Raw genomic sequence first — 24,137 nt, forward strand, 5'->3', positions numbered from 1 at the left:
CAGTTCCCCTTACGTGACGGCCGGCTCGTCGATGACCAGCCGCGGCTCGTCCCGGGCCTCGAGTGTCGCTTGCACGCCGAACGGCAGCGTCAGCATGGCGCCGGCCGTGTGCCCGCTGCGGATGCCCGCAACGACCGGGCCGTCGAAGTCCGTGAGCGCCTCGCGCACGGCGTCCACCGCCGTGACCGTTCCGCCCGGCTCGTCGCAGCCGGGCAACTCGTTGACGATGACGCCCCGGACGTGATCGAGCACGCCCGCATGCCGAAGCTGCCAGAGCATCCGGTCCAGCCGATACGGACGCTCGTTGACGTCGTCGAGGAAGAGCAGCGTGTCCTCGGCGGCGGACCACGCCCATGGTGTCCCGAGCAGCGCCGCGATCTGCGTCAGGGTTCCGCCTCGCAGGATGCCGCACGCCGCACCTGGTCGCACGACGTGGGCGCCGTCGGCCGCAACGGCGCCGAACGGCTCGGGCTGCGTGACGACGCGGAGGAAACCGTCGCGGTCGTACGCGGTGGGCCCGAGCGCAAGCCGCCCCTCGAGCATCGGCCCGTGGACGGTCACCAGTCCGGCGTGCCCCGTGAACGTGTCGAGCAAGGACGTGATGTCGCTGTAGCCGATGATCAGCTTGCGCGCGGCCCGGACGTCGGCCAGGTCGAGGTGAGGCAGCACCTGCGCGGATCCATAGCCGCCGCGCAGCGCCATCACCGCAGCGATCCGGGAGTCGTGCAGGTGCGCGCGCAACGCCGACGCGCGCTCGACGGCCGATCCGGCCACGTAGGGCGCGCCCCCCTGCGGCAGACTGGAGAGCACCGGTTCGAAGCCCAGGCGGCGCAACTCTTCGGCTCCCGCCGCCACGTCTTGCGTGCGGGGCCGACTCGCCAGGGCCAGCAACGCGATCCGGTCGCCCCGACGCAGGGCCCGTGGCCGCAGGAAGGGCCGCGTCGGCATCACGCGAAGTGCCGCATCTGCTCGGCCACCAGTGCGTGCTCGGCCGAGCCGATCACCTCGCGCAGGGTCGGCGCGGCGGGGGCACGGCGACGCGCCTCCTCCGAGAGGTACCGCGCCTTCAGGGCCTTGTGCCGCCCGAGTGCGTCGTCGAGGCGCGTGAAGGTGATGGACTCGTCCTCGACGGCGCGCACGAGGCCCTCGAGCGCAGCGGCCACGCGGTCGTGATCGCCACCGCACTGCAGGACGCCATCGCAACCGGCAACCACCGCGCGCGCGGCCGCCTCGCCCGGTTCCATGCGCAACGAGATCGCCTTCATGTCCATGTCGTCGGTCAGCACGAGGCCGCCGAACCCGAGTTGGCCACGCAGGCGCCCGGTGATCACCTCGCGCGACAACGTCGCCGGGTTCTGCTCGTCGAGGCTCGGCACCAACAGGTGGCACGACATGACCGCCGCGACGCCGGCCTCGAAGGCGGCGCGGAACGGCACCCACTCGACGTGCTCGAGGCGGTCGGGCGGCAGGTCGACGATCGGCAGGTCCTCGTGCGAGTCCACCGAGGCCTCACCGTGCCCCGGGAAGTGCTTGGCGCACGACGGCAGCCCTTCGCGCTGCAGGGCCTCGATGAACGCGACCCCGTGGCGCGCCACGCGCGCCGCGTCGTCGGAGATCGCGCGGTCACCGATCGCCGGGTTGTCCTTGCGCGTCAGTACGTCGAGCACCGGCGCGAAGTCGAACGTGATGCCCATCGCGCGCAGTTCCCGTGCGAGGGCGCGACCGAAGCGGCGCGTCAGATCGACGTCGTCGGCGCGGCCGAGCGTCGCGGGCGGCGGCCAGATCGTGAGTGGCGCCTTGACGCGCTGCACACGCCCGCCCTCCTGGTCGATGGCGACCCAGACCGGGCCCGAGGTGGACAGCTCCTGCGCCTCGCGCGCCAGCTCGGCGACCTGTGCCGGCTCGGCCACGTTGCGGGCGAAGAGGACGACGCCGCCGATGTCGAACTCGCGGGCCAGCGATCGGAGTTCGACGGGGATCGAGTGCCCGCGGAACCCGGCGAACATCAGCTGGCCGACCTCGCGGCGTCGCTCGCGGCTCATGACGCCGTCATTATAATGGCCGGGATCCTGCGTCCGGGACGCGCCCTCCCGTGCCTCGACCTGCCGTGGAAAACGTCGCCATCGCCCGCGTCCTCGCCGAGATCGGCGACCTGCTCGAGATCAAGGGCGAGAACCCCTTCAAGGTCCGCGCGTATCGCAACGCGTCGCAGGTCGTGCGCGACACCGGCGAGCGGGTCGCTGGTCTCGCACCGGCCGACCTGCGCGCCCTGCCCGGCATCGGCAAGGACATCGCGGCCCGCATCAGCGAACTGGTCGAGACGGGCGGCTCGACGTACCACCGGGAACTCGCCGCCGAGTTTCCCGCCGGTCTCCTCGACGTGCTGCGCCTGCAGGGCGTCGGCCCGAAGACGGCTGCGCTGCTCTACAAGGAGATCGGCGTCGGGTCGGTGGACGACCTGAAGCAGGCCCTCGCCTCTGGCGCGGTGCGAGCCGTCAAGGGCATGGGGCCCGGCAAGGAAGCGGCGCTGCGCAAGGCCATCGAGGATCACCAGGCCTTCGCCGGACGCTACCTGGCCTCCGAGGTCTGGCAACAGGCGGCGGCGCTGCTGGCGCACCTGCGTGCGGCCTGCCCCGGCGCGACGTTCGACCTCGTCGGCAGCCTTCGTCGGGGGGCCGAGACCTGTGGCGACCTCGACGTGCTCGCCACCGACGCACCGCCCGAGGTGATGGATCACTTCGTCGCGTTCGCGCGCGTCGAACGGGTGCTCGGGCAGGGGCCGACCAAGAGCAGTGTCCGCCTCGGCAAGGGCCTGCAAGCCGACCTGCGGGTGGTGCCTGCCGAGTCGCGCGGCGCCGCGCTGCAGTACTTCACGGGCAGCAAGGCCCACAACATCGAACTGCGCGATCGCGCCGTGCGCAGGGGCCTCAAGCTGAACGAGTACGGGCTCTTCCGCCTCGAGGACGACACGCGGGTCGCGGGCGACACCGAAGCCGGCATCTACGAGGCGCTCGGCCTGCCGTGGATCGCGCCGGAACTGCGCGAGCAGCGCGGCGAGTTCGACGCGGCGCGCGAGGGCCGCTTGCCGGGGCTCGTCGAGCGGGCCGACCTGCGGGGCGACCTGCACTGCCACACCACCGCCACCGACGGCAAGGACACCATCCGCGCCATGGCGCTCGCGGCGCGGGACGCGGGCCTGTCCTACCTGGCCATCACCGATCACAGCCAGGCGCTGGCGATGGCCAACGGCCTCGACGAGCGACGCGCCCTGGCGCACGCCGCCGAGATCCGCGCGCTGAACGACGAGCTCGACGGCATCACCCTGCTGGCCGGCATCGAGTGCGACATCCGCCCGGACGGCACGATGGACCTCGCCGAGGACTGCCTCGCGCAGCTCGACGTCGTCGTGGCCTCGGTGCACTCGGCTCTCACGCAGGAACCTGCCCGCATGACCGAGCGCGTCCTGCGCGCGCTCGAGTGCCCGTGGGTGGACGTCCTCGGCCATCCGACCGGGCGCATGCTCCTGCGGCGCGAGGCGTCGGCCCTCGACGTGGAGGCGGTGATCGCGGCCGCCGCGCGGCTCGGCGTGGCGCTCGAGATCAACGGACAGCCCCACCGGCGCGACCTGCACGACGCGCACGCCCGGCTGGCGCGCGACCGGGGCGTCAGGATCGTGCTTTCGAGCGACGCGCACGGCGTGGGCGGGTTCGAGCACCTGCACTGGGCCACCTTCACCGCACGCCGGGCGTGGCTCACGCCCGAGGACGTGCTGACCTGCCTGCCGTTGGACGCCCTCCGCGCCTCGCTGCGCCGACACCGGAGCCAGCCATGACCGCCCTCGAGCAACTGCGCGCGCTCTATTTCAACGCGACGCAGGCCACGATCCAGGACGACTTCGTCGCGGCGATCGACCTCTTCAAGCAGTTGACGGCCGAGGAAGACCGCGAGAAGGCCGCCGTGTTCATGGAGGGCATCGCCGAGATGCGCCGCGAATGGAGTCCCGGCCGCCCGGCCGGCGGCGGCAAGAAGAAGAACGTCAAACGTTAGACGTCACACGTCAAACGTCAGTCACTCCTTCCGCGACTGCATCACCGCCAGTTGCTTGCGTGCCGCGATGCGCACGCTCTCGGGCACGTTGCGGTCGACCGAAAGGCCCTTGATGTCGCGTTCGACCAGCCGCATCAGCAGCGGCAGCGACACGGCGGTCGGCGTGCGCGGGTTCTTCACGAGCGCCGCCACGACGGTGTAGTTCTTCGTCCAGTTCCGGCTCGTGCCGATGATGCGGAGCACCTCGTCGGACACGTTCTGCATGCGCGCGAAGTTCTCCACTTCCGTGTCGGTGAGCTTCGGGCTCGCGAGCACCGCCGACGCGACGATCCGGTTCGGATCCCGGACGAGAATCGCCCGCTGCTCGCGCCGTCCCAGCGTTGCCAGCTTGATCTTCTCCGGCACCGGCAGCGAGGTCAGCAACTGGTGGACTTCCTCCTCGTCGTCGGGGAACTCGCCCTCCAGGATCGCGTCGTCGGCCTCGACTCCGGCGTCGGCCTCGCTGGACGCCGACAGGTGGATTCCCTCTGACGCCGCCGCGTCGGGCACGGGCGGCGGGGCCTCGTACCCGGGCGTGGGCGGCGGCGCCGGCGCGGGACCGCGCCGGGCGAGGAACCACGCACGCAGCGGCGCCGGCGGGTCGGCGCGCGTGAAGAAGTCGTCGACGGCGTGGGCGGGTAGCGCGTCGATGGTGGCCGAGGCCAGCGCCGCGACGTCGGGGTCGGGATCGCTCGTGAGCAGGGCGAGCAGGGCCAGTCGGTCGAGCGCGTCGGTGGTCGCGAGGCCGCGGGCGGCCAGCGTCCGCACGTCGCGCGGCACGCCATCCTTGAGGAAGACCTCGACGAGGGGTGAGGCGACCCCGAGGAACACGCGCCGCCCTAGGGTTCCTGGAACTGCGTGGCCGTCGACGGCAGGATCGTGGCGCGCGCCACCCGACCGGCGGCGCCGAGCGCCTTGCCCGGTCGGCCGTTCAGTTCGTAGGCGAAGCTGCCGGCGTCGCCGACGACGATCTGCAGGCGCTCGCTCGCGTCGACGGTCACCGACTCGCCGCTGGCGATCTCGCGCGCCACCCGCACGGTGCCGTCGGCCGACACCTGCACCCAGCAGCGCCCCTTCGGGGTGACCACGAGGCGCAGGGGCGCCTTGGGCGCTTCCGGCGCCGGTGTGGCTTCCGGCGCCACGGCCAGCGTCGTCGTGGCGGCGGGCGCCGGCGCGGCCGGCTCGGTGGCGATCGGCGCCGGCCCGGACGTCAGCGGCTCCGGCGCGGCGGCGGCCGGCGTGACGGCGGGGGCCGCGGCGTCCTGCGGCGACGCGCCCGCCGCACGCAGACCGAGCCACTCGGGCTTGAACAGGTAGGCCAGGACGAGCGCGAGCGCGATGGCGGCCAGGCCGCCGAGCAGGATCCTGCCGACGCCGACGCCGTCGGACTCGACCGACACGACCTCGTCGATCGGCTCGTCGCGTTGGCCCGGTTCGTCGGCCAGGAACTGCGCGACGGCCGCATCCGGGTCCAGGCCCACCAGCGACGCGTACGAGCGGATGAAGCCGCGCGTGAAGATGCCGCCGGGCAGCTTGTCGTACTGGTTCTTCTCGATGGCATCGAGGAAGCGCACCGAGATGTTGGTCTTCTCTGCAATCGCGTGCAGCGTGACCTTCTGGCGCTCCCGCGCCTCCCGCAACCGCTCGCCGACCGTCACTGTGCGCGCTCCCCGTCTTGAAACACCGCGTGAACCTCCCGGACCAGCGCCGCCAGCGCGTCCCCGCCCCGCTCCCAGGCGTCGGCGAACACCTCGATGCCTGCCACTCCCCTCGCCCCGGCGGCTCGCGCCGTCGGGCAACGCGCGAGGCTGACGCCGCCGACGGCCACGACGGGCACGCGAGTCCGCGCGGCCCAGGCGGCCAGCGCATCGACGCCCGCCACCGGCGCGCCCGACGGTTTCGACCCCGACGGGAACACCGTGCCGAACAGGGCGTAGTCCGCCTCGTCGACCTCGGTGGCCGCATCACTGGCGTGCACCGACCGCCCGATGATCCAGCCTCGCGGCACCACGCACCGCAAGCGACGCGCGGCGACGCCCGTGCTGCGCAGGTGGACGCCGTGCGCGCCGGCCGCGAGGGCCACGTGCGCCCGCTCGTTCACGAGCAGGCGACAGGCCGAGCCCTGCAGCGCCGCAACCGCCTGACGCGCGCCCGACAACAGTCGCGCGTCCTGCCAGTCATGCGCGCGCACCTGCACCGCGTCGACACCCGCTGCAGCCATCGCCGCCGCGAACCGGACGAGGCGACGCTGCTCGTCGTCGGGACCACGGCCCCCGAGGCGCGGCCGATGCGTAATCGCCAGCGTACGCGGCGCCCACATGGCTCACGCGCGCGGCGTCGCCGCGCCGCGCGACAGCATCATGCCGATCTCGATCAGCGCGCCCGCCACGCTGACGATGCCGACGCCAGACACCGCCCCGCGCACGTACGGATGCGTCAGCCACGACGCCACCGACGGCGCCAGGGCCGCGAAGTAATTGCGGTCCCAGAACTGCGTCCACGGCGCCAGGATCAGCAGCAGACCCGCCTCGAGGAGGTACAGGGCCAGCAGCACGCGACTGAACAGGGAAACGACTAGCCTCCGGCATCGACGCGCAGCAGCCGATCGAGCCGCGCGCGCGCATCACGATAGTCCTCGACCTGGGACAGCAGGTCCAGCAACACGCCCACGGCGCGGTCGGTCTCACCGATCGCCTCGAGCGACTCGGCCAGATCGTACAGCACCGGGCGCTTGACCGCAGCATCGGGCACCGGCGCCATGGCGGCCTGCTCGTACCACGAGACGGCCTCCTGCAACTGGCCGCGCGACCGGTGCAGCTCGGCCAGCGCCAGGGAGGCCGCAAAGCGCGACCTCGGCTCGAGCGAGGCCCGCTCGAACGCCCGCGCTGCCTCGGAGGCGAGGCCCGCCGCGAGGAAGACCCGTCCGGCCGCGACCTGCTGCTCGGCAACGCTGCGATCGTCGGCATGGCGCTGCAGATCGTCGAAGACGGCGTCGAGTTCCGTCATCCCCTCGTGGGGCGAGGGGGGCGACGGTTCCGGCAGCAACGGCTCGTCGTGATGCGCCTCCTCGGCCAGCGGGGACACGCGCTCCGGGGCTGGCACGGGCAGCGCCCCCTGCGTGACCACGGCATCGGGGCTCGGCCGCGGTGCCGGGTCGGGCAGCACGGTGTCGAACTGGCGCAGTTCCTCGAGGAGTTGCGTGAGGTCCACCTCCTCCTCGACCACCGGCGTCGCGTCAGCAGCGGGCTCGTCGGACGGCTCGTCGGTCGGCCCAGGGCGGCCTGACGTCTCGGACATCACCTCGTCGCCCGCGGCACCACCCGCGCCGGTCGAACCCATGGGGTCCACGACGACCGGTACCACGCCACCGGATGGCTCGTCCGGTCCACCCGGCCGATCGCTGGCCGCATCGCGCTGTGCCTCGGGCTGCGAGTCCTTGGCGAGAGCCGGCGAGGGAATCCCGAGCCGCGAGCGCTCCCATCGGGCCGGGAGTTCCTCGGCGAACAGGTAGTCGTCCTCGGGGTTGCGTTCGCGCGGCCGCGCCTGCGGGCCGGTCGAATCGGACAGCCACGTCGAGGGCATCGCAAACGACGGTTGCAGCGGAGCATCGTCGTCGAGAGCCGGCTGCAGTTCGCTCAGCCGGGCAAATGGCGACGTGTCCACAGCCCGTGGCGCAGGCGGCTCGAGTGGGGCCGGCGGCGCGACAGGCGCCCGCAGTTCGGCCGGCGCGGGCGGCGCCACGACCGGAGGCACCTCGTCCTCGACCGGCGGCGCGGGAGCGGCGACAAGGGGCATGGGGGGTGGCGCGGCCGCCGGAGGCGGCGCGATTGCAGCACTGTCGACGTCGCGCCCGAGAATCGAGGCCCAGTCGAACATGGCACCGGCAGCAGCGGCAGTGCCGGGAACCTGGGCCGGGCCTACCTGATCCTGCAGCTCGACGCTCTCGATCGGGCTCGGCTCGCCGGCCGACGGCTGCGGCGGCTCGTCGCTGGCCGACTCCAGCGCGCCCCCGAGCGCCGAATCCGCCTCGATGCTCGCGTCGTCGCTCGGCAGCCCGCCGTCATCTCCGAACCCATCTGTCTCGATCGACGGGGCAGGCACCTCTGGCGCGTCGCTCCAGGACGCGGGCGTGGCGCCGGCAGTCGCGGCAGCGTCTGCCGCCAGCAGCGCATCGACGTCGAGCATGGCGATCGACGAGTCCCCGGTGTCGATAAAGGCCGCCTCCTGTGCAGAGGGCTGCTCGGGTTCCGGGATGCGCAGTGGCGGCAGGTAGCCGTAATCGTCGGGATGAGACGACGTCGGGAAGGCAGGCGCGACCGGCTCGACTGGCGCTGCAGGAGCGAACATCGCATCGGTGTCGTCAAGCGAGTCGCTCGGCGGCGTGAGCAGGTCCACCAGCACGCGATGCGGTTCGGGGTGGCCCTGGCGGTCGAGGATGTCGAGCAGCAGCGCGCGGTGCGGCTCCTCTCCGGCCTCGCGGACGAACAGGTCCTCGGCGACGGCGCGTGCCTCGGCGAACCGCTGTTCGGCCACGTAGGCGAGCGCCAGGCCGCGCTGGGCGCGCGACAGGCCCGGCAACCCGGCATCGACGCAGATCTCGACCCGCTGCAGGTGCATCGCAGTCGTCAGCAGCCCGAGCGACTCGCCATGCTCCAGGGCGAGCACCGCGTGCCCGGGCTGCCCTGCTGCGGTCCAGGCCGTGACCGCCGCCGCCAGGACGGCGCGCGCCGCGCCGGGCTGGCGACCCGCCAGTGACATACAAGGCGCCAGGACGTGCTCGGGCGGCGCCCCCGCCTGCACGCGCCCCGCGACGAGTCGCTGGAGGGCATCAGGCCGGGCCCGGCGGTACGCCAGTTCCACCAGCGCGGTGAGCGCCGGATCCTCGGCCGCGTCGAGCGACTCGCCGAGCCGCTCGGCCGTCGGCAGGTCGCCGCGATCCATCGCGGCCTGCACGAGGCGCAGGCGAACCGCCACGTCCTGGGGGTCGGCGTCGAGCACCGCCTGCCAGCGCTGGTCGGCGTCGGGGGCATGCGAGGCGTCGGCGGCCTCGGCGTCGCGGCGCAGGCGAGCGAGCCGGGCCTCCTGGGTCTCGGGCGGCGGTGCGATGGATTCGCTGTCGTCCGGGGCGCCCGGGCTGCCTGCCCACAGGCCGGGACGGGCAGGACGGACGAACGCCTGAGGTCCGGTCGGCAGAGGTGGCGCACCTGGTGACGACGGCGGGGCTCCGGGCGGCGCGGCGTAGGCGGGCGGGCGGACCGGCGCGGCCGACGGGCCCACCGGGGCGGCCTCGATCGCCGACAGCCGCTCGCGGGCGGCAAGGGCGCCGGCGGCGTCACCGCGGCGCTGCCGCAGGTCGGCGACGCGCTGGAACGCGACGCGTGCATCGGCCTTCAGCTTGAGCTCGAGGGACACCTCGGCCAGTTGCCAGAGGGCGTGCTCGTCGGCCGGTTCGAGCTTGAGCACCTTCTTGTAGAGGGCAGCGGCCTTCGAGTGGAACCCCTCGACGAAGAGGTGATCGCCCCAGCGGGCGAACTGCCGCGCGGCCGCCTCGCGCTGGCCGGCCCGCTCGAACAGGTCGGCCAACTGCTTGACGAGCCCCCAGTCCACCGGCTCGAGGTAGGCCAGTTCCTGGTAGTGGGCGATGGCCTCGTCGACCCGGCCCTGGCGCAGCGCCTTCTCGGCCTGACGGGTCAGTTCCTCGCGCGTGCTCATCAGCCGTCGGTCTCGTCGAACTCGTCGTCCATCAACAGGTCGAACAGGGTCGCGGGGCGAAAGCTCCGCCGGTGCGCGTCGCTCAGCCCGTGCACGCGGATCGCCGCCAGGTGCTCCGCCGTGGCGTAGCCCTTGTGCCTGACGTACCCGTAGCGCGGGTCCTCACGGTCGAGGGCCACCATCAGGCGGTCGCGCGTCACCTTGGCGACGATCGAGGCCGCCGCGATGCAGGCGCACCGCTGGTCGCCCTTGACCAGCCCCTGGTGAGGCACGTCGAGCCCGGGGATGGCAAAGCCGTCCGCGAGCACGTAATCGGCCGCAGGAGCCAAACCCAATACTGCCTCCCGCATGGCGGCCAGCGACGCCTTGTGGATGTTGAGTCGGTCGATGTCGGCCGGCGACCGCGAGACGACCCGCCACGCGATGGCCCGGGCCAGAATCTGGTCGTGCAAGCGCTCCCGCGCCTCGGGACTGAGGAGCTTGGAGTCACGCAGGCCCGCGATGGGCCGATCGGGGTCGAGGATGACGGCGGCCGCCGTCACCGGCCCGGCCAGGCAGCCCCGGCCGACCTCGTCGACGCCGGCCACGCACAGGTGCCCGGCGCGCCGGAGCGCGTTCTCGAGGTTGCGGCGGGCGGTCGGACGCCCGAGGGCACGGCGCGCAGCCATGGCGGGGAGCCGCGAAGGGCGGAGGGCCGGCCCTGCCTCACGGACGGCAGGGCCCGTTGCCCCACCCGCCGCCGGGTCCGGCCCTGTTGCGGTGGGTCGTGAACGCGGCCCGAGGGCGCGACTAGGCCTGCGGGGTGACCTTGCGGGTCGCTTCCTTCATGCGGGCGGCCTTGCCGCGCAGGCTGCGCAGGAAGTACAGCTTGGCGCGACGGACCTTGGCGGTGCGCACGACCTCGATCTTGTCGATCACCGGCGAGTGCAGCGGGAAGATGCGCTCGACGCCCTGGCCGAACGAGACCTTGCGCACCGTGATCGACGCGCGCGTGCTGCCGCGGTGCATCCCGATGATGAGGCCCTCGAAGACCTGGATGCGCTCCTTGTCGCCCTCGCGCACCTTCACGTGCACGCGGACGGTGTCGCCGGACTTGACCGCGGGGCGCTCGGTGAGCTGGGCGGCTTCGATGGTCTCGATGGGGGTCATCAGTCTGCTCCGTTCCTCTCGCTGGCCGTCCAGGCGGCCAGCCATGTTCGCTCTTCGTCGGTCAGCGCCTCGTCAACCAGCAGGTCCGGTCGCCGTTCGTACGTGCGTCGCAGCGCCTGCTGGCGTCGCCAGCGGTCGATCTCGCCGTGGTGCCCCGACAGCAGCACCGCGGGTACGTCCAGGCCGCGGAAACTCGCCGGCCGCGTGTAGTGCGGGTAGTCAAGCAACCCGCGCGTGAAGGAGTCGCGCACCACCGACTCCGCATCCCCGACGACCCCGGGCACCAACCGCGCCACGGCATCGACGATGACGAGCGCGGCCAGTTCGCCGCCGGAGAGCACGTAGTCGCCGATGGAGACCTCCTCGGTCACCAGGCTCGCGCTCACCCGCTCGTCCACTCCCTCGTACCGCCCGCACAGCAACACCAGGTGCGTGCGACGGCTGTACTCCTCGGCCACCGCCTGCGTGAAGCGGCGCCCCTGCGGCGAGGGCAGCAGCACCGCATCCGGCGCGCCGCGGGTCTCCCGCAGGTGCTCCACCGCCCGGAAGATCGGCTCGGGCTTGAGCACCATGCCCGGGCCGCCGCCGAACGGCGTGTCGTCGACCACCTTGTGGCGGTCGGTCGTGAACTCCCGCAGGTCGTGGACCTGCAGGTCAATCAGGCCGCTGGCCACCCCCCGCCCCAGGACGCCGTCCTGCAGGCCGGCCCGCACCATGGCGGGAAAGATGGTCACGATGTCGATGCGCACGCCGCTTCGGCCCCGGGGTGTTGAGGTCCAGCAGCCCCTCGGGCGGCCGCACCACGATCAGGTCCGGACGCAGCACCGGGCACATCGCCGGGGTGAGCGGGACCTGCACTTCCTCTGCGCCGCGCTGCACCACGAGCATCCCGGACCCGCCGGTCGGCTCGACGCGAATCACCTGGCCCACCTCGTCGCCCGCCTCGGTCCTGACCGGCGCGCCGACGTACTGATACCAGTAGTACTCGCCCTCCGGCAGCGGCGCCAGCGCCGCCTCCGGAATCCGCAGCTCGCTGCGCCCCAGCGCCTCGACGGCCTCGATCGTGTCGTACCCGCGGAACCCCACGAGCGGCCGGCCGGCATGCGACCGGGATCGATCGATCTCGACCGTCACCACCTCGCTGCCACGCCGCGCATGCAGCGTGGCGCCCTCGGCAAAGCGCAGCTCCGGGAAGTCCGTCTCCGACTGCAGCAGCACTTCGCCGCGCAGCCCGTGCGGCCGGGTGATGCGCCCGACGAGGATCATGTCCTCCCAGGCGCTGCCCTGCGCCACGCCCGGTGCCTCGCCGTGATCACCCACGGTCAGCGGTTCGGGGCGCCGTCGCGGAACTCGACCTGCACCTTGCGGCCGGCCCGGTCGGCGGTGGCCTGCGCCAGCGTCCGCAGGGCCTGCGCGGTGCGGCCCTGCCGCCCGATCAGGCGCCCGAGTTCGCCCGGCGCCATGAACACCTCGACCACCGACACGCCACGATGCTCGGCCTCGGTGACCGTCACCTGCGAAGGGTCGTCGGCCAGCGCACGGGCGACGACCTCCACGAGCGCGCGTACGTCGCCCATCTACGCCGTCGCTTCGACGGCGGCCGGGGCCTCGACGGCCGGGTGCCGCTTCACCAGCGTGCGCACCGAGTCGGACGCCTGCGCGCCGACACCGAGCCAGTAGTTCAGGCGCTCGCGGTCGATCACGAACGTCTCCGGCGCCTGGCGCGGGTTGTAGTGACCGAGGATCTCGACGAACGCGCCCTCGCGCGCATTGCGCGCGTCGGTGACGACGATCCGGTAGTACGGGGACTTCTTGGCGCCCTGGCGGCGCAGCCGAATGGTGACCATGTGCTCTCTCATTACGGCGCGGTCGGAGACCGCGCCCGACCTACCTATCGCAGCCCGCGCTGCGCCTGCATGGCGGCCTTCATCATGCCGAACTGCTTGCGCAGCTTGCCGCCACCCTTCCCGCCCGCCAGCCCACCCATCATCTTCATCATCTTCTTCATCTCGAGGAACTGCTTGATGAGACGATTGACCTCCTCGACCGACCGGCCGCTGCCGCGCGCGATGCGCTTGCGACGGCTGCCGTTGAGGAGCTGATGGTTCCGGCGCTCCCGGGGCGTCATCGACAGGATGATGGCCTCCACGTGCGCCATCTGCTTGCCGTCGACCTTCCCCGCCAACTGCTGCTTCACCTGCCCCATGCCCGGCAACATGCCGAGCAGGTTCTCGAGCGGCCCCATCTTCTTGATGGTCTGGAGCTGCTCCCGGAAATCCTCGAGCGTGAAGTCGTTCTCGAGGATCTTCTGTTCGAGCTTCGCGGCGTCTTCCTGCGTGACGACCGACTCGGCCTTCTCGATGAGCGACAGCACGTCGCCCATGCCCAGCACCCGCGACACGACGCGATCGGGATGGAACGGCTCGAGATCCTCCAGCCGCTCGCCACTGCCCGTGAACGCGATCGGCACGCCGACCACCGACACCACCGACAGCGCCGCGCCGCCGCGCGCGTCGCCGTCCATCTTCGACAGCACGACACCGGTCACGCCGACGCGGCGGTTGAACTCGCCCGCGCTCTTGATGGCGTCCTGCCCGGTCATCGCATCGGCGACGTACAACTGGTCGGTCGGGACCACCGCCGCCTTGATCGCCTCGAGCTCCACCATCAGCTCGTCGTCGATGTGCAGCCGGCCCGCCGTGTCGACGATGACCGTGTCGAACCCGAGCGTCCGCGCCTCCTGCATCGCGCCAGCCGCACGCGAGACCGGGTCGAGGTTGCCCGCCGGATCGTGCACCCGCACGCCGGCCTGTTTCGCCACCAGGTTCAACTGCTCGATCGCGGCCGGACGACGGACGTCCGTGGACACGACGATCGGGTGCTTGCCCTGCTTCACCAGCCACCTGGCCAACTTGCCGGTGGTGGTGGTCTTGCCCGAGCCCTGCAGCCCGAGCATCAGAATCACGCGCGGCGTGGCGCCCGCCGGCGGCAAGCCGCCCTGCGTGTCGCCGAACAACGCCAGCATCTCGTCGCGCACGATGCGCACGACCTGCTGCCCGGGGCTGAGGCTCTTGAGGACCTCGGCATCCACCGCGCGGTCGCGCACCTTGTCGACAAACGCCTTGACGACCTTGAAGTTGACGTCGGCCTCGAGCAGCGCCATGCGGATCTCCCGCAGGGCCACTTCCACCGTCTCCGGCGTCAGGCGCACCTCTCTCCCGAGGTTGGCAAAGACGTCCTGGAGGCGGTTGCTGAGCGAGTCGAACATCACACACGTCCACCCGGACCGCGCAGCGGCCCTGTGGCAAACGCCGAGTGTAGCACGATTTACACGGGCACCGGGCACCGGGCACCGGGCACCGGGCACCGGGCACCGGGCACCGGGCACCGGGTACCGGGTACCGGGTCCTGGGAAGGCCGACCACGCCGCGACATTCCGGCATTCCCGGCATCGCGGCATTCTCAAGGGCGAGTAGACCTGCGGCTAGACACCCTTGAGCGTGTGCCCGAGCTTGGTCTTCTTGGTCTTCAGGTACTTCAGTGTGTGCTCGCCTGCCGGGATCTCCAGCGGCAGCGTCGAGGTGACCGAGAGGCCGTAGCCCTCGAGGCCGACGAACTTGCGCGGGTTGTTGGTCAGCAGGCGCATCGATCTGACGCCGATGTGGCGCAGGATCTGGGCCCCGATCCCGTAGTCGCGCTGGTCGGCCTTGAAGCCGAGCTTCTCGTTGGCCTCGACGGTGTCCAGCCCCTGATCCTGCAGCGCGTAGGCGCGGATCTTGTTCGCCAGGCCGATGCCGCGGCCTTCCTGGTTGAGGTACAACAGGACGCCACGGCCCTCGGCGGCGATGCGCCGCATGGCCGTGTCGAGCTGCGCGCCGCAGTCGCACCGGGCCGAGTGGAACACGTCGCCGGTGAGGCAGCTCGAGTGCACCCGCACCATCACGTCGGTGCCGTCGCCGATGTCGCCCCGAACCAGCGCGACGTGCGTCTCGCCGCCCATCGGGCTGTCGAAGGCGTGCACCTGGAAGTCGCCGTACTCGGTCGGCAGGCTGGCGGTCGCCACCGGCTGCACCAGGCGCTCGTGCCGCAGCCGATAGCGCACCAGGTCGGCGATGGTGATGAGCAGCAGCCCGTGCTTCTTCGCGAACTTCGCCAGTTCGGGGACGCGGGCCATCTCGCCGTCCTTGCGCATCACCTCGCAGATGACGCCGGCCGGCGCGAGCCCCGCGGCGCGCGCGAGGTCGACTGCCGCCTCGGTGTGCCCCGTGCGCACCAGCACGCCGCCCGACCTGGCCCGCAGCGGGATGATGTGCCCCGGCCGCGCGAGATCGGACGGTCGCGTCTCGGGCGCGATGGCGGCGCGGATGGTGGTGGCCCGATCGGGCGCGGAGATGCCCGTCGAGGTGTTCACCTTCGCCTCGATCCCGACGCACATCGCCGTGCCGAGGCGCGAGGAGTTCTCCTGCACCTGCAACGGAATCTCCAGCTCGTCGAGCCGCTCGGGCGTCATCGCCAGGCAGATCCAGCCGCGCCCGTGGGTGGCCATGAAGTTGATGGCCTCAGGCGTCACGTGCTCGGCCGCCATCGTGAGGTCGCCCTCGTTCTCGCGGTCCTCGTCGTCGACGACGATGACCATCTGCCCCTTGCGGAAGGCGGCGATGGCCTCGTCGATGCTGGCAAACGGGCCACGGGCGGCGCTCTTGGCGATGCGGAGGTCGGCGGGCGTCATGCGCGGGAGGTTCCCAACGACAGGCTGCGCAGGACGTACTTGCCCACCATGTCGCATTCGAGGTTCACGATCGTGCCGGGCACGGCGTGACGCAGGGTCGTGGCCGTCCAGGTGTGGGGGATGATCTGCACGTCGAAGGTGCGGTCGGCCAGCGCCGCGACGGTGAGGCTGATCCCGTCGACGGCCACCGAGCCCTTCTCGATGAAGTATGCGGCCAGCGCCGCCGGGTACGAAACCGTGACCCGGTAGAAGTCGCCCTCGGGCCTGACGGCCTCGACGCGGCCGGTGCCGTCCACGTGCCCCTGCACGAAGTGGCCCCCCAGGCGGCTGCCGACCGCGAGCGGGCGCTCGAGGTTGACGAAGGATCCGGGCGCCAGGCTGCCCAGGGCCGTCACCCGCAGCGTCTCGGGCGAGACGTCCGCGCTCCACGCGCCGGGCTCGAGGGCCACCACGGTCAGGCACACGCCGCTGGTGGCGACACTGTCGCCGAGGGCCAGGCTCGACGCGAGATCGGTCTCGATCGTCAGGCGCTGACCGCCCGGGACCGGCGCCAGGCCGCGCACCTTGCCGGTGGCTTCAATCAATCCGGTGAACATCCGCTTCCCGTAGGACATCGTGCCCGAGCGGCACGGTGCGAGGCGACGACCCGTTCAGCCAGGCCGGCACCTTCCAGCGTACGGCATCGGGGCCGAGGACGCGATCGCCGACCAGTTCGCTCACCCGGTCGACGACCCCAGCCGCCCAGAAGGCGGCGTGCAGGGTCGGCCCCCCCTCGACGAGCAGCGCGTGGACGCCCCGCGCGGCCAGCACCCGCAGGGCGCCGGGAACCGTGCCGTCGGTGGCCAGGACCTCGACCCCGCGGGCGCGGAGCCGATCGACCCGATCGCCGCCGGCCTCTCCCTCGCTGGCCAGCACCAGCACCGGCCCCTGGTCGACCGAGCAGGCCAGGGCCGATGCCGGCGACAGCCCGGCGCGGCGATCGAACACGATGCGCGTGAGGGGCCGGGGCCGGAAGACGTCGCGGCACGTGAGCACCGGGTCGTCGATGGCCGCCGTCCGCGCGCCGACGGCAATCGCGTCGACCTGTGCACGCAGACGCTGCGTCCACCGTGCTGCCTCGGCCCCGGTGATCGTCGTCCGTTGGCCGTCGCGCGCCGCCACGGCGCCGTCCAGGCTCATCGCCACCTTGAGGTGCACGAACGGCCGGCCCTGCTCGACCGCGGTGAAGAACGGCGCGTTCTGCCGGCGCGCCTCGGCCTGCCCCACGCCGACCGTGACGGCGATGCCCCGCGCACGCAGGTAGGCCAAACCCCGCCCCGACACCTGCGGGAACGGATCCCCGGTGGCCACCACCACGCGCCGGATGCCGGCCTCGGCGACGGCGACGCAGCACGGACCGGTCCGGCCGACGTGGCTGCAGGGCTCGAGGGTGCAGTACAGGGTCGTGCCGGCGGCGCGCGCACCGGCCTGCTGCAGGGCGACGATCTCGGCGTGCGGCCCGCCGGCCCGCTGGTGATGCCCGACCGCCACGACGACACCCTCGTCATCCACGAGGACGGCGCCGACGAGCGGATTCGGGGTCGTCGTCGCCCGGCCCCGCTCGGCATGCCAGAGCGCGCGGGCCATCAGGCGGGCGTCCTCCGGCCGGAGCACGCCCTCGACGTGCTGCAGGTCTACCACGCCTGTTCGAACAGCGCGTCGACGTACTCGCGCGGCTCGAACGGCACGAGGTCGTCGATCTGCTCGCCGGTGCCCACGTATCGAATCGGCAGCCGCAGATCCTGCGCGATCGCGACCGCGACCCCGCCCTTGGCGGTGCCATCGAGCTTGGTGAGGATGATGCCGTTGACGCCCGACACCTTCATGAACTCGCGCGCCTGCTGCACGCCGTTCTGCCCGACCGTCGCATCGAGCACGAGGAGCACCTCGTGCGGCGCGCCCTCGACCTCCCGGGCCGCGACGCGCTTGATCTTGTCGAGCTCGTTCATCAGGTTGACGCGCGTGTGAAGGCGCCCCGCCGTGTCCACGAGCACGGGGTCGAGCCCACGGGCCCGCGCCGCGGCAATCGCGTCGAAGACCACCGCCGCCGGATCGGAGTTGGGCTGCGCGCGCACGAAACCGACGTCCGCGCGCCTGGTCCAGATCTCCAGTTGTTCGACGGCAGCGGCGCGGAAGGTGTCGGCCGCGCAGACCAGCGGCTTCTGCCCCTGCTGCTTCAGCAGGTTGGCCAGCTTGCCAATCGACGTCGTCTTGCCGGTGCCGTTCACGCCGACGATGAGCACCACCTTCGGGTGCGCGCCGGACACCGGCGGCGGCGCCGCGCCCTCGAGGATCGTCAGGATCTCCTGCCGCACGATCGGCAGCAGGTCGTCGCCACGCCTGGCCTTCCGGCGCACGCTCTCGACGATGCGATCGGTGGCCGCCACGCCGACGTCACACGTGATCAGCGCCTCCTCGAGCGCCTCGATCGACTCGATGCGACGGCTCCGCGCCTCGGCGGTCGCCGTGGTGGTGGAGGGCGCCGGGGCGCTCTCGAAGGCCCCGAACAGCTGGTCCTTGGTCTTCTGGAGGCTGGACTTCAGCCGGTCGAAAAAGCTCACACGGCGAGTGTAGCAATTTCAAAATTCCAGGAATTTCAGAATTTCATCGGCATCGCCACAGATCGCGGCGCCGCGCCGGGCGCCACGTCGCGCAACCCTGCAATCCTGCGATTCTGAAATTCCGAGATTCTGAAATTCTGAGATTCTGAAATTCTCCTACGCCCGCTCCTGCTTCTGCGGGCGCAGCATCAGCGCCTCGGTGGCGGCCATCGGGTGGGTGCGGCCCGCCAGGACGTGCGCCATCTGCTCGGCGATGGGCAGTTCCACGCCCGCCATGGCGCCGAGCGCCAGGATGCCTTCCGCAGTGTTGACGCCCTCGGCCACCATCCGCATCCCGGAGAGGATGTCGGCCAGGTGCCGGCCGCGGCCGAGCTCGACGCCGAGGTGATGGTTCCGGCTTGCGGCGCCCGTGCACGTGAGCACCAGGTCGCCGAGTCCGCTCAGCCCGGCGAGCGTCTCCTGGCGGCCGCCGAGGGCCACGGCCAGGCGGGTCATCTCGGCGAGCCCGCGCGTCACCAGGCCGGCCATCGCGTTGTGCCCGAGGCCCAGCCCCTCCACCACGCCTGCCGCGATCGCGATCACGTTCTTGTACGCCCCGCCGATCTCCACGCCCACGACATCGTCGGTCGCGTACAGGCGGAAGAAGCGCCCGCGGAACTCCTCCTGCACGTGGAGACTGGCCTCGGCGTCGGTGGCAGCGGCGACCACGGCCGTCGGCAGCTCGCGCGCGACCTCTTCGGCGAAGCTCGGTCCGGAGAGCACCACGACCGGACACTCCGTCGGCAGTTCCTGCGCGATCACCTGCGACATGCGGAGCCAGTCGCCGCGCTCGAGCCCCTTGGTGGCACTGACGATGATCGTGCCAGGACGGATGTGCGGCGCGAGCGTGCGCAACATGGCACGCGTGCCGTGCGACGGCACGGCCCAGACGATCATCGCGGCCCCGGCCACCGCCGATCTCGCGTCGTGCGTCGGCGCCACGCCATCGGGCAGCACGAGTCCCGGCAGGTACTCGGCGTTCTCGCGCGTGGCCGCCATCCGGGCCGCCATGGCGGCATCGCGAGCGCACAGCGGCACGACGTGCCCGACGCGCGCCAGGTGCATCGCGAGCGCCGTCCCCCACGAACCGGCGCCGACCACGGTCGTCGTCACAGTCGTTGCCCCAATCGTCGCTCGGTCCCGAGCCACAGCCGGCGCACGTTGCTGCGGTGCCGGAACGCCACGAACGCCGACGCCGCACAGGCGCCCCAGATCACCGGCGTCGAGGCGCCGAACCACGCGGCCAGTGGCGGCAGCGCCACCACGGCGCTCACCGAGCCGAGCGACACCAGCCGCGTGAACGCCACAACCAGCACGAAGAGCGCCGCCGCGACGCCGGTGGCCGCCGGCGTCAGCACGGCGAAGGCGCCTGCGGTCGTGGCGAGGCCCTTGCCGCCGCGGAACCCGAGCCACGGCGGATAGACGTGCCCGAGCATCGCCGCGAGGCCTGCGCACACCATCAGCGGCGGCTGGCGGGTCAGCGCGGCCGCCACCCACACCGCCAGGCCGCCCTTGCCGGCGTCGAGCGCCAGCGCCGTCACGGCCGTCGCTGGCGAGGACACGCGCAGCACGTTGGTCGCGCCGACGTTGCCCGACCCGACGGTGCGCAGGTCGACGCCGCGCCGGCGCGTCAACAGGTAAGGGAACGGTATCGACCCGAGCAGGAAGCCGATCGCCACGACGAGTGCGAAGTCCGCGGGACGCATCAGCCCAGCAGGTCGGGGCGCGTCAGCGCACCGCTCCGACCGGATCGTGGCCCGTCAGCGCGAGCCGCAGCATGTCGAGGGCCGCCGACACCGACTGCTGGCGTACCACCGCCCGGTCACCGACGAAGCGGGCCTGCCGGCAGGCGGCGATGGTCGGCGTCTCGATGGCGATGAACACGGTGCCCACGGGCTTGGCCTCGGTGCCACCGTCGGGGCCGGCGATGCCGGTGATGCCGATGCCGACCTCGCTGCGGCAGCGCGTGCGCGCGCCGGCGGCCATGGCGCGGGCGACCGGTTCGCTCACCGCGCCGTGCTCGGCGATCAGCGGGGCGGGGACGCCGGCCAGCTCCGTCTTCAGTGCGTTGCTGTAGGTGATCACCCCGCCCTCGAGCCAGGCCGAACTGCCGGGCACGTCGGTCATCCGGGCCCCGAGCATGCCACCGGTGCACGACTCCACCACCGCCACCCGCCACCCGGCCTCGCGCAGCAGTCGACCGGCCAGTTCCTCGAGCGACTCGTCGCGCGTCGTGTAGACGGCCGGCCCGAGCGCCTCGGCGGCCTGTGCGATGGCGGCCTCGAGGGCGGCAACCGCCGGCGCTTCCTCCTCGCCGCGCACGAAGAGGTGCAGTTCGATGCGCCCGAGCGCCGCGAGGATCGTCGCCTCGATGGCCGGCGTGTGCGTGCGCCACTCGGCATAAAGCGGCAGCAGCGTGGCCTCGACCGCCGACTCGCTGCGTCCGGCCACCTTCAGCCCGCGCGTGTAAGTCCGGGCCCGGCCGGCCCGCGCCGCCAGCGGCCCGTCGACGACCAGTTCGAGCATCGGCGCCATCTCGCGGGGCGGCCCCGGCAGCAGCACGACCGCCTGGGCGCCGACGTCGATCCACTGCCCCGGCGCGGTGCCATTCGGGTTGTCGAGGCGCAGCGCGCCCTCGATGAGCAGCGCCTGCCGGCGGTTGAGCGCCGGCATCGGGATCGCCCGCGCCGCGAACCGCGCCGCGATGCGGGCCAACTGCTCGGCGTCCTCGTGCATCGGCCGCCCGAGCGCCGCCGACACGGCTTGCCGCGTCAGGTCGTCGTCTGTCGGGCCCAGGCCGCCGGTGAGGACCACGAGATCGGCGCGCTGCAACGCCGTGCGGACCGCGAGCTCGAGGTGGCCGGCGTGATCGCCCACCACGCTGCGCGCCACGACGTCGATGCCGAGCGCGGCCAGCCTGGCGGCGATGTGGCCGGAGTTGGTGTCGACGCGCCCGAGGGCCAGCAACTCGCTGCCGACGGCGATCGTCTCGGCGCGCGCGAACGCCGCGGGGCTCATGCGAGCATCCATGCCGGCGCGACCCACGCCAGGCCCTGGACACACGCGTACGCATAGATCGCGGCCATCAGGTCGTCGCTCATCACGCCCCAGCCGCCCGGCAGGGCCTCGAGCCGGTTGCACGGCGGCGGCTTGATGACGTCGAAGATGCGGAACAGCACGAAGCCGACGAGGGCACCGGTCACCGACACCGGCACGCACGCCAGCGTCACCAGCATCCCCAGGACCTCGTCGATGACCACCGGGCCCGGATCGATGTGGCCGAAATGCGACTCGGCCGCGGTCGCCGCCCACACGCCGAGCAGGTAGACCACGACGATCGCCACCAGGTCGAGCCAGGGCATGCCGAGCCGCCCGGCGACCGCTCGCACCGCGACGAACACGGCCAGGCCGGCCAGCGAACCGAAGGTACCGGGGGCGAACGGCACGTAGCCGACGCCGAGGGCCGTCGCCACGGCCAGGGACACGCGAGAAGACACCAGGGGACTCCTCAGGCCGCCGGCCCCACACGGGTACCGGCCAGGCGGTCATGGGCGCCGCGTCGCTCGGGGTCGAGGAACAGCGGCAACAGGCCCAGGCCGACGGGGGCGGCGCAGAGCACGAGGGCCACGCCGCGCACCACGGCATGGCCGAACGGCACGCGCGCGTCGTCGTGGTAGGTGACGCGCAGGTGCGTGAGCATCTTGCCGATCGTCTGTCCCGAGGCCGCGACGAACGTCACCTGGTAGGCCACGTCGAGCAGGAACAGGAAGCCGACCAGCGGCACGAGCGGGATCAGGCGCCACTCGTCGACGCCCACTCCTGCGACCCGGAGCGTGAGCCACACGACGAGGACGTCGATGGCGACCAGGATCGCCGCGTCGATGGCCCCGGCGCGCATCCGCGGACCGAGCCCGTCGCCCTGAACGACGGGCGCGATGCGGGGGGCCGGCGCCTCGTCGGCCACGACCGGTCCGGCGTCGATCGTCGGCTCGTCGGGCCAGGCGAAGGCGGGAGGCGCCGCGACGTCCGCGTCATCGTCGTCGAGCGGCGGGGTCTCGACGCGCGGCGGCGTGCGCGGCGGCTCCAGCTTGCGCCGCACCGCCAGAGGTGGACCCGCCGGCGGGATGCCGACCGGCGGCGGCTCGGGCATGGTCGGCTCCTCGAACAACGGCAGGTCGAGGGCGCCGTCCGCGGCGGCCGACGGATCGAGGGCGAGCGGCCGACGACGACGCGACGGCTCCCACGCGCGGGTCGCCCGCGGCGGCCCTTCGGGCGTGACCGGGTCGGCCTCGCGCGGGGCGGTGGCGAGCGAGAAGTCGTAGCCGCAATTGCGGCACCGCTCCACGTCGTCGTAACTCAGGTAACTGCACTTCGGACAGCGCATCGATCAATCCGTCGGTCGCGTGGTCATACCACGTTGGGCGTCTCGAGCGCCACGGGTCCCTCGCGGTTCTCGCGTCGCGCCGGCACGATCCCGAAGGCCTTCATCTTGCGGTACAGGTTGCTGCGCTCGACGCCGAGGATCTCGGCGGTGCGCGAGATGTTGCCCTGCTGTGCCGCCAGCGTCCGCACGATGTAGTCGCGTTCGAAGCGCTCGCGCGCCTCGTGCAACGGCAGGGACGGCCCGGTGGCCAGCTCCGGCAACCCGTCGGCGACCTGCACGCCCTGGAGGAAGGTCAGGTGCACGGGCTCGACGATCTCGCCCGGGACCATGATGAGCAGGCGTTCCACCACGTTGCGCAGTTCGCGCACGTTGCCCGGCCACGGGTAGCGCCGGAGCACGTCCATCGCCTCGGGGGCAATCTGCCGCGGCCGCCGGCCGTGCTCGCGCGAGAGTTCCTGCATGAAGTGCGCGATGAGGCGAGGGATGTCCTCCTCGCGCTCGCGCAGCGGCGGCACGAAGATCGGGATCACGTTGAGGCGGAAGAACAGGTCCTCGCGGAAGCGCCCCGCGCGGATCTCGGCGGTAAGGTCCTTGTTGGTCGCGGCGAGCACCCGCACGTCGACCTTCACGCTGTCGTGGCCGCCGACCGGATCGACCACCTGCTCCTGCAGCACGCGCAGCACCTTGGCCTGCGTCTTCAGGGTCATGTCGGCGACCTCGTCGAGGAAGATCGTGCCTTCGTCGGCGAGCTCGAAGCGCCCGCGCCGGTCCGACACCGCGCCGGTGAACGCCCCGCGCACGTGGCCGAACAGCTCGCTCTCGATCAGCTCCTCGGGGATCGCGGCGCAGTTGACCTCGACGAACGGGCCGCTCCGGCGTCGGCTCAGGGCGTGGATGCTGCGCGCGACCAGTTCCTTGCCGGTGCCGTTCTCGCCGAAGATCAGCACCCGGCCGTTGGTGGGCGCGGCCATCGCGATCTGCTCGCGCAGCGACCGCATGACGTAGCTCTCCCCCACCATCACGAACCGCTTGTCGACGTGCTCGCGCAGCGCCCGGTTCTCTTCCTCGAGCTGGCGCTGCCGGAGGGCGTTGCGCACCACGTGCAGCGTCTTGTCGATCGAGAGCGGCTTCTCCACGAAGTCGAAGGCGCCCATCTTCACGGCGCGCACCGCCGACTCGATGTTGCCGTGTCCCGAGATGACCACCACCGCCGCGTCGACGTGCCGATCGCGCAGGCGTGAGAGGGTGACCAGCCCGTCGATGCCGGGCAGCCACACGTCGAGCAGGATGATGTCGAAGTGGCGCCCCGGGGCGATCTCCAGGCAGGCCTCGCCGCTCGGGACGGCCTCGACCTCGAAGCCCTCGTCGCGCAGCACGCCCGACAGGGCCGACCGCACGCCGGCTTCGTCGTCGACGATGAGGACGCTCGGGCGCATGG

The 24,137-nt window shown here is 72.3% G+C and carries 26 protein-coding genes; 2 read left to right on the forward strand and 24 right to left on the reverse strand.

Annotated features, from left to right (window positions below):
• Positions 1 to 9: 9 nt before the first annotated feature.
• Positions 10 to 948 carry an LD-carboxypeptidase gene (locus TBR22_RS15430; protein ID WP_239488737.1) on the reverse strand — a complete coding sequence of 313 codons (939 nt, stop codon included), beginning with the start codon at positions 946 to 948 and terminating at the stop codon, positions 10 to 12.
• Complete coding sequence (gene nagZ / locus TBR22_RS15435; RefSeq protein ID WP_239488738.1) at positions 948 to 2,042, reverse strand: beta-N-acetylhexosaminidase; 1,095 nt, start codon at positions 2,040 to 2,042, stop codon at positions 948 to 950. The genes TBR22_RS15430 and nagZ overlap by 1 nt, the downstream gene beginning before the upstream one ends.
• Positions 2,043 to 2,092: 50 nt before the next feature.
• On the opposite strand from nagZ, the gene polX reads away from it, so the two are divergent.
• Both polX and TBR22_RS15445 read left to right on the forward strand, forming a co-directional pair.
• Positions 2,093 to 3,832: a DNA polymerase/3'-5' exonuclease PolX gene (polX, locus tag TBR22_RS15440; RefSeq protein ID WP_239488739.1), complete on the forward strand. Its 1,740-nt coding sequence runs from the start codon at positions 2,093 to 2,095 to the stop codon at positions 3,830 to 3,832.
• Positions 3,829 to 4,047, forward strand: coding sequence for a hypothetical protein (locus tag TBR22_RS15445; RefSeq protein ID WP_239488740.1), 219 nt, complete (start codon positions 3,829 to 3,831; stop codon positions 4,045 to 4,047). The genes polX and TBR22_RS15445 overlap by 4 nt, the downstream gene beginning before the upstream one ends.
• Positions 4,048 to 4,068: 21 nt before the next feature.
• On the opposite strand, the gene TBR22_RS15450 is transcribed toward TBR22_RS15445, so the two are convergent.
• From TBR22_RS15450 to TBR22_RS15555, 22 genes are all read right to left on the reverse strand, one after another.
• A complete protein-coding gene (locus tag TBR22_RS15450; RefSeq protein ID WP_239488741.1) occupies positions 4,069 to 4,917 on the reverse strand; it encodes a hypothetical protein in 849 nt (282 codons plus the stop codon).
• 8 nt (positions 4,918 to 4,925) lie between these two features.
• Positions 4,926 to 5,744 (reverse strand): helix-turn-helix domain-containing protein, encoded by an 819-nt coding sequence (locus tag TBR22_RS15455; RefSeq protein WP_239488742.1) that lies wholly within the window; start codon positions 5,742 to 5,744, stop codon positions 4,926 to 4,928.
• On the reverse strand, positions 5,741 to 6,406 hold the full coding sequence (locus tag TBR22_RS15460; protein WP_239488743.1) for a thiamine phosphate synthase: 666 nt from the start codon (positions 6,404 to 6,406) through the stop codon (positions 5,741 to 5,743). Before TBR22_RS15460 ends, TBR22_RS15455 begins: the two co-directional genes overlap by 4 nt.
• A gap of 3 nt (positions 6,407 to 6,409) precedes the next feature.
• Positions 6,410 to 6,640 carry a hypothetical protein gene (locus tag TBR22_RS15465; RefSeq protein ID WP_239488744.1) on the reverse strand — a complete coding sequence of 77 codons (231 nt, stop codon included), beginning with the start codon at positions 6,638 to 6,640 and terminating at the stop codon, positions 6,410 to 6,412.
• Positions 6,641 to 6,660: 20 nt separating this feature from the next.
• Complete coding sequence (locus tag TBR22_RS15470) at positions 6,661 to 9,798, reverse strand: tetratricopeptide repeat protein (RefSeq protein WP_239488745.1); 3,138 nt, start codon at positions 9,796 to 9,798, stop codon at positions 6,661 to 6,663.
• Complete coding sequence (locus TBR22_RS15475; protein WP_239488746.1) at positions 9,798 to 10,466, reverse strand: ribonuclease HII; 669 nt, start codon at positions 10,464 to 10,466, stop codon at positions 9,798 to 9,800. Before TBR22_RS15475 ends, TBR22_RS15470 begins: the two co-directional genes overlap by 1 nt.
• Positions 10,467 to 10,587: 121 nt before the next feature.
• Entirely contained in the window at positions 10,588 to 10,947 is a 360-nt protein-coding gene (gene rplS / locus TBR22_RS15480) for a 50S ribosomal protein L19 (RefSeq protein WP_239488747.1), read from the reverse strand.
• Positions 10,947 to 11,696, reverse strand: coding sequence for a tRNA (guanosine(37)-N1)-methyltransferase TrmD (gene trmD, locus TBR22_RS15485; protein WP_370651348.1), 750 nt, complete (start codon positions 11,694 to 11,696; stop codon positions 10,947 to 10,949). The genes rplS and trmD overlap by 1 nt, the downstream gene beginning before the upstream one ends.
• Positions 11,602 to 12,267: a ribosome maturation factor RimM gene (gene rimM / locus TBR22_RS15490; protein ID WP_239488749.1), complete on the reverse strand. Its 666-nt coding sequence runs from the start codon at positions 12,265 to 12,267 to the stop codon at positions 11,602 to 11,604. Before rimM ends, trmD begins: the two co-directional genes overlap by 95 nt.
• A gap of 2 nt (positions 12,268 to 12,269) precedes the next feature.
• Positions 12,270 to 12,524: a KH domain-containing protein gene (locus TBR22_RS15495; protein WP_239488750.1), complete on the reverse strand. Its 255-nt coding sequence runs from the start codon at positions 12,522 to 12,524 to the stop codon at positions 12,270 to 12,272.
• Positions 12,525 to 12,794 (reverse strand): 30S ribosomal protein S16, encoded by a 270-nt coding sequence (gene rpsP, locus TBR22_RS15500; RefSeq protein ID WP_239488751.1) that lies wholly within the window; start codon positions 12,792 to 12,794, stop codon positions 12,525 to 12,527.
• A gap of 44 nt (positions 12,795 to 12,838) precedes the next feature.
• On the reverse strand, positions 12,839 to 14,215 hold the full coding sequence (ffh, locus tag TBR22_RS15505) for a signal recognition particle protein (RefSeq protein ID WP_239488752.1): 1,377 nt from the start codon (positions 14,213 to 14,215) through the stop codon (positions 12,839 to 12,841).
• 216 nt (positions 14,216 to 14,431) lie between these two features.
• Complete coding sequence (locus TBR22_RS15510) at positions 14,432 to 15,676, reverse strand: bifunctional 3,4-dihydroxy-2-butanone-4-phosphate synthase/GTP cyclohydrolase II (protein WP_239488753.1); 1,245 nt, start codon at positions 15,674 to 15,676, stop codon at positions 14,432 to 14,434.
• Positions 15,673 to 16,290 carry a riboflavin synthase gene (locus tag TBR22_RS15515; protein ID WP_239488754.1) on the reverse strand — a complete coding sequence of 206 codons (618 nt, stop codon included), beginning with the start codon at positions 16,288 to 16,290 and terminating at the stop codon, positions 15,673 to 15,675. Before TBR22_RS15515 ends, TBR22_RS15510 begins: the two co-directional genes overlap by 4 nt.
• Complete coding sequence (ribD, locus tag TBR22_RS15520) at positions 16,253 to 17,356, reverse strand: bifunctional diaminohydroxyphosphoribosylaminopyrimidine deaminase/5-amino-6-(5-phosphoribosylamino)uracil reductase RibD (RefSeq protein ID WP_239488755.1); 1,104 nt, start codon at positions 17,354 to 17,356, stop codon at positions 16,253 to 16,255. The genes TBR22_RS15515 and ribD overlap by 38 nt, the downstream gene beginning before the upstream one ends.
• On the reverse strand, positions 17,350 to 18,276 hold the full coding sequence (gene ftsY, locus TBR22_RS15525) for a signal recognition particle-docking protein FtsY (protein WP_239488756.1): 927 nt from the start codon (positions 18,274 to 18,276) through the stop codon (positions 17,350 to 17,352). Before ftsY ends, ribD begins: the two co-directional genes overlap by 7 nt.
• Positions 18,277 to 18,432: 156 nt before the next feature.
• Entirely contained in the window at positions 18,433 to 19,428 is a 996-nt protein-coding gene (locus TBR22_RS15530) for an NAD(P)H-dependent glycerol-3-phosphate dehydrogenase (protein WP_239488757.1), read from the reverse strand.
• A complete protein-coding gene (gene plsY, locus TBR22_RS15535) occupies positions 19,425 to 20,021 on the reverse strand; it encodes a glycerol-3-phosphate 1-O-acyltransferase PlsY (protein WP_239488758.1) in 597 nt (198 codons plus the stop codon). Before plsY ends, TBR22_RS15530 begins: the two co-directional genes overlap by 4 nt.
• 22 nt (positions 20,022 to 20,043) lie before the next feature.
• A complete protein-coding gene (locus tag TBR22_RS15540; protein WP_239488759.1) occupies positions 20,044 to 21,333 on the reverse strand; it encodes a competence/damage-inducible protein A in 1,290 nt (429 codons plus the stop codon).
• Positions 21,330 to 21,812, reverse strand: a complete 483-nt coding sequence (locus TBR22_RS15545; RefSeq protein WP_239488760.1) for a phosphatidylglycerophosphatase A — start codon at positions 21,810 to 21,812, stop codon at positions 21,330 to 21,332. Before TBR22_RS15545 ends, TBR22_RS15540 begins: the two co-directional genes overlap by 4 nt.
• Before the next feature lie 11 nt (positions 21,813 to 21,823).
• Positions 21,824 to 22,699, reverse strand: coding sequence for an RDD family protein (locus TBR22_RS15550; RefSeq protein ID WP_239488761.1), 876 nt, complete (start codon positions 22,697 to 22,699; stop codon positions 21,824 to 21,826).
• 23 nt (positions 22,700 to 22,722) lie between these two features.
• Positions 22,723 to 24,135 carry a sigma-54 dependent transcriptional regulator gene (locus TBR22_RS15555; RefSeq protein WP_239488762.1) on the reverse strand — a complete coding sequence of 471 codons (1,413 nt, stop codon included), beginning with the start codon at positions 24,133 to 24,135 and terminating at the stop codon, positions 22,723 to 22,725.
• Between the last annotated feature and the right edge of the window lie 2 nt (positions 24,136 to 24,137).

The sequence above is a fragment of the Luteitalea sp. TBR-22 genome, from assembly GCF_016865485.1.
GTDB lineage: Bacteria > Acidobacteriota > Vicinamibacteria > Vicinamibacterales > Vicinamibacteraceae > Luteitalea.